Origin of the sequence: Methanococcoides sp., assembly GCF_030594565.1 — an archaeon.
GTDB lineage: Archaea > Halobacteriota > Methanosarcinia > Methanosarcinales > Methanosarcinaceae > Methanococcoides > Methanococcoides seepicolus.
This window is the reverse complement of sequence record NZ_JAUVEY010000154.1, coordinates 1-5,127: the sequence shown is the minus strand read 5'-3', so window position 1 is coordinate 5,127 and position 5,127 is coordinate 1. Positions and strand designations below refer to the sequence as shown.

7 protein-coding genes are annotated in these 5,127 nt (G+C 46.6%); 4 read left to right on the top strand and 3 right to left on the bottom strand.

Features of this window, described 5'->3' with window-relative positions; genetic code table 11:
- The 4 genes from QAS77_RS10510 to QAS77_RS10495 form a co-directional block, all read left to right on the top strand.
- Window positions 1-243 (top strand): deoxyhypusine synthase family protein (locus tag QAS77_RS10510; RefSeq protein WP_305065448.1); only part of this gene is annotated, 243 nt, incomplete at its 5' end.
- Complete coding sequence (locus QAS77_RS10505) at window positions 240-1,289, top strand: decarboxylase (RefSeq protein ID WP_305065447.1); 1,050 nt, start codon at window positions 240-242, stop codon at window positions 1,287-1,289. The genes QAS77_RS10510 and QAS77_RS10505, both read left to right, overlap by 4 nt.
- Before the next feature lie 64 nt (window positions 1,290-1,353).
- Complete coding sequence (gene lysS / locus QAS77_RS10500; RefSeq protein WP_305065445.1) at window positions 1,354-2,940, top strand: lysine--tRNA ligase; 1,587 nt, start codon at window positions 1,354-1,356, stop codon at window positions 2,938-2,940.
- Window positions 2,941-2,942: 2 nt separating this feature from the next.
- A complete protein-coding gene (locus QAS77_RS10495) occupies window positions 2,943-3,608 on the top strand; it encodes a class I SAM-dependent methyltransferase (protein ID WP_305065443.1) in 666 nt (221 codons plus the stop codon).
- Here QAS77_RS10495 and QAS77_RS10490 read toward each other — a convergent pair.
- From QAS77_RS10490 to QAS77_RS10480, 3 genes are all read right to left on the bottom strand, one after another.
- Entirely contained in the window at window positions 3,582-3,821 is a 240-nt protein-coding gene (locus QAS77_RS10490) for a pro-sigmaK processing inhibitor BofA family protein (protein ID WP_331522653.1), read from the bottom strand. The two genes, QAS77_RS10495 and QAS77_RS10490, sit on opposite strands and share 27 nt — an antisense overlap.
- A 38-nt stretch (window positions 3,822-3,859) precedes the next feature.
- Complete coding sequence (locus QAS77_RS10485; RefSeq protein ID WP_305065441.1) at window positions 3,860-4,288, bottom strand: nucleoside 2-deoxyribosyltransferase; 429 nt, start codon at window positions 4,286-4,288, stop codon at window positions 3,860-3,862.
- Window positions 4,285-5,127, bottom strand: an 843-nt coding sequence (locus QAS77_RS10480; RefSeq protein ID WP_305065440.1) for a peptidase U32 family protein, incomplete at its 5' end; no start/stop codon positions are given. The genes QAS77_RS10480 and QAS77_RS10485, both read right to left, overlap by 4 nt.

Genomic DNA, 5,127 nt, shown 5'->3' with positions numbered 1-5,127 from the left:
GGAGGTGCTGAATATGCAGTATATATGACAACTGCTCACCGCACCTCAGGAAGCATGTCGGGAGCTAACACCAATGAAGCAAAATCATGGGGAAAGGTCAAGGACGAAAGTGATGTTGCCACGGTAATAGGAGATGTGAGCATAACATTCCCTCTGGCAATGATAAGGGCACTTGACGAACTGGCAGCCGATGGTCTGCTTAAAGGGCTGCAGGAGAACAGGACCACAGGGGCGGTAAAATGAACAGCACCGTATCTGCACCGAGATTCATCCTTTCAAAAAAGATAATACTTGAGCAGTACAGCAAGGTCAAGGACGTAGCGGATATTGTAGCATTCAGCTCAAAGACGAACCCGAAGGTCAGCCCGTTGATCGAAGCTGAGACCGATGGACTCCTAAGTGTCCACATGCCAAATGAACTGAAGCACACAAAGGACATGTCAAGAGTATTGTTCCTGGCACAGGCATGGACACCTGAGATGATAAGGGAGCTTTACGAAAAAGGTATCCGTTCCTTTGCAGTTGATAACGAGTTCGACCTCGACACATTGCTTTCTACAGTCGATGATACCGACTGGAAGATCACATTATTGTTACGCCTCAAGCTCAAGGAACACTCCATACGCACTGAACGTTACTTCGTTTTCGGAATGAGCTCGGACACCATCAACAAAAGGATAGCTCAGCTTAAAGGTAACAAGAACATCGAAAAGCTTGGGGTTCACTTCCACAGGAAAACACAGAACGTGAACGAATGGAAGATCCAGCCTGAGATAGAGGATGCACTCACAGAAGGAACACTGGAAGCCATCGATATACTGAACATCGGAGGAGGGCTACCTTCAGAATATGCCAACACCAATGTTGATGTCATAAACGGAATATTCAGACGCATATACGAACTTCGGGAATGGCTTCATGAAAAGAACATCAAGCTCATGATAGAACCGGGCAGGTTCATAGCCGCACCTGCAGGGAAACTTGTGAGCCACATAACAGGAGTATATGATAACAACATCATAGTGAACGCATCTGTATATAACAGCGACATGGATGCCATCCTGGTTCCCGTGAAACTTCGAATTGAAGGAGAGGTCGGCAACGATAGTGGAGAACCCTATGTTGTGAAAGGTTGCACACCCTGTTCCATGGACCTGTTCAGGTATCGTGTTTACTTAAAGGATGAACCAAAGATCGGTGACGAACTGGTGTTCATCAATGCAGGAGCCTACAATTTCTGGTCGAACTTCTGTGACCTTGAAGAAATCGTAACGGAAATCATCGACTAAAAACCAAACCTTATAATATTGAAATCCAATCTGTACATCAATTATCTTATTATCGGTGATCAAAATGACTGAAATTACACACTGGGCAGATGTTATTGCTGAAGAAGCAGCAAAAAATGGCAATAAACATCTGGTATCCACCGGAATTACCCCCTCCGGTCACATCCATATAGGGAATATGAGAGAGGTCGTAACAGCTGATGCAGCTTACAGGGCAATGCATGATGCAGGACTTGAATCCGAGTTCATATACATTGCAGATAATTACGACCCTCTCCGTAAGGTCTACCCGTTCCTCCCTGAAAGCTATGCAGAACATGTGGGAAAACCAATTTCCGAGATCCCATGTCCATGCGGAGAATGTAAGAGCTACGCAGAGCACTTCCTCACACCGTTCCTTGAAGGTCTTGAGAAACTGGGAATACACCCTAAGGTATATCGTGCAGATGAGCTTTACAAGAGCGGAAGGTTCGTCGAAGCTATCAAGGCAGCCCTCATCAAAAGAGATGATATCGCAAAGATCCTGAAAGAAGTATCAGGAAAGGATGTCCTTCCTGAGTGGAGCCCTTTCAATCCTATATGCCAGGAATGTAAGAAGATCAATACCGCAACAGTCACCGGATTCGATGCAGATGCAGAAACCGTTGACTACGAATGCTCCTGCGGACACTCCGGTACGGTCTCAATGATAGGCGGCGGAAAGCTCACATGGCGTGTGGACTGGCCTGCAAAATGGAAGATGCTGAATGTAACAGTCGAACCCTTCGGAAAGGACCATGCTTCAAGAGGCGGTTCATACGATACCGGAAAGAGGATCGTGCGGGAGATATTCGACCACGAACCACCTCAGCCTATAGTCTATGAGTGGATCATGCTCGGACAGAAGGGAGCAATGTCATCATCAAGCGGCGTTGTTGTATCGATCTCCGACATGCTTAAAGTGGTGCCACCGGAAGTATTGCGTTACCTCATCATGCGCACAAAGCCTGAAAAACACATCAAGTTCGACCCTGCACAGCCATTGCTGACACTTGTGGATGAATATGAACGCCTCAACTCGAACGCTGAGATCGAAGGCCTTAACAAGCGCGTACTGGAGCTCTCCCACGCAAAAGGTATCTGCCACACCGATATCCCGTTCAAGCATATGACCACCATTGCCCAGGTCGCGCATGGTGACTTCGACAAGATCATGAAGATCATAGGACGTGCAGGCTACGACACCACCAACGAGAAGTGTATAAGGGAACTTGTGAACAATGTCGCTAACTGGCTCGAGATGTACGCACCCCCATTTGCAAAGTTCAGCGTGAAGGACGAACTACCTGAAGAGACAGCCAGCCTCACAGATGAACAGAGAGCATTCCTCGGTGCAGTATCAGAGATCATAGGGAATAGTGGAGAACTGACAGGCGAAGATTATCATAACCTCGTTTATTCTTCAAAGGAAGCAGATTCAGAACTGAACAATAAGATAGCTGCAAAACTGGGCGTTGATGAGGTGGAGATAAACCCCAAGGATATGTTCAAGGCCATCTATACATCAGTACTTGGCCAGCAGTCGGGTCCAAAAGCAGGATGGTTCCTTTCATCCATCGACCAGGACTTCCTTGCAAAGCGCTTCAGTGAAGCAGCCTTGTACCGACCCTGAATATGACAGAAGGTAGAACGACCGTATCTCATTTCACAGCATGGGAGGACGAATACTCCCATGTGAAATGGGGCGGAGCAGCACCCATCGATGCCATACGCTCACGAATACCTGAAAAGGGCCGAATCCTTGATGCCGGTTCAGGAAATGGTCGCCACCTTCTACCCTTATCTAATTTTTACAATTGTGTGGGGATCGATGTATCCACAAAGGCATTGACAGCTTCAAGAGAGTATCTTGCAAAAAGGGATAGAGAAGCACACCACTCCACAGCTTCGATCACCGACCTTCCGTTCCAGGACAACAGTTTTGATGACATTGTCTGTTTTGGAGTGCTGCAGCACCTTCTCAGAAAAGAAAGAGAAACAGCAGTCTGTGAATTTGAACGTGTCTTAAAGCCCGGGGGTATGATATTCCTCGAGGTCTTCGGCATAGAGGACATGAGGTATGGCGGAGAAGAGGTCGAAGAACACACATTCGTTCGTCAGAGCGGTATAATCTATCACTATTTTACAAAAGAAGAAGTTCAAAACCTTTTCAGTGGATTCGCCACGAACGACATCAATGATGTGATCACAAAAAAAATATTCAAAGGCGAGTCCTATACCCGCCACATGGTCAACGGCATCATTCAAAAAGTATCAGAAAGTGATACCAAGATAAGCTAAAAGCACTAAAAGCAAGGCGCCGACAACTCCTGCCAGTGCACAAACAAGTATTGTTATCCACGTAATTGCTATATTTATCCCCAGCACGAACTTTGCCACAAGAAGGATAACGATACCAAGTACCGTGTTTACAACCATATTCTTGATGGTCTTAAGCACTTTGTACAATAAAAGGGCTGCAATGATCGCAACCAGTACTATTATCAGTTCCATTACCATATTGATCGGTATAAAATATATATCAAAGGTATTTAATTTTTGCTTTTAAAAGAGCTCAAAAACCCATTAAGAGTGATTTCCAGTTCAGAATTATCCCCATATTCCCTTACAGAGATATCAGCATACGTATTCCCAAGCAACATTGCAGAAACATTGGAATCCGGCATGTGTACACACATTATGGGAATGCCTTTTTTGATAGCTGAACATACCTCATAACCAACACCTATGGAGGGCATACTGACCTCTGCGATCATGCATTCACTGTCCTGCAAGAAGGACATATCCCTTTCATAGATCTGGGTCTCCGTCAAAAGGGATTCCTTGCCTTCGACCTCACTATCCGCAACATGCCAGCTCAGGACCTCATGCCCCTTATCCCCCAGGGACCTGCAAATGAACTGGTAAGTGGGAAGCATCTGCCGCCCCCCGCGAATTGAGCCGGACAGAAATACCTTCATACCACACCTCGCAGGTAATGTCCCGCAGTATAGCCATCCGTAATATCCTTACAGCGCCCGGCCTTTTTACCGTCCAGAACCCCACGATAGCGGCGAGTTACTTTCGTCACCAGATCCACATCCATTGTCCTTGCCTCGATCCTTATAGCTGCAACCCCTGCCCGAAGGATAATATTCATGTTCTCGAGCATACAAAGTTCCTTGGAATTAAGCACATGCATCCTGCAATCCGAATCCACAAGCAAAGGGAAATAATAATCCAGCTCATCGACCAGTTCGAAATCCTCTTCCTCACAGACCTTAATGCATCCATCCTTATTCCCGAAAAGATCACCAAGCATACAATAGCGTGAAACCATGACATCCTGGCGACCATGCACAATACATTCCACAGGACCGCATTCTGCGACCTCTTCTACCTGTGCGATTGACATCTCAGGGGACAGGACCACCGAAGCCGCCCCAAGCTTCTTCATGGCAGCATAGGAACGGACATTAAAGACATTCAGGGAACTGTCCGCAACCACAGGAAGACCAAAGCCCATGGCAAGATGATAGGTACCGTAATTGGAAACTACAACACCATCGACTTCAAGCTTCTTTGCCAGTCCGAACAATTCCCTCACAGCATCCATATCGTCTTCCGACACTATCCTGGAACTGTTCACATAGACCCTGCGACCATTGTCCTTGCAGATGGTGACTGCCTCTTCCAGATCTATGCATTCACGTCCCCTGAAAAATTCCCCTCCGACATAAAGGACATCAGCACCGCCCTCAATAGCTGCATTCAGCCTCTTGAGAGTGTCAACACTAACAACGAGCAACGGCTTTTCAGA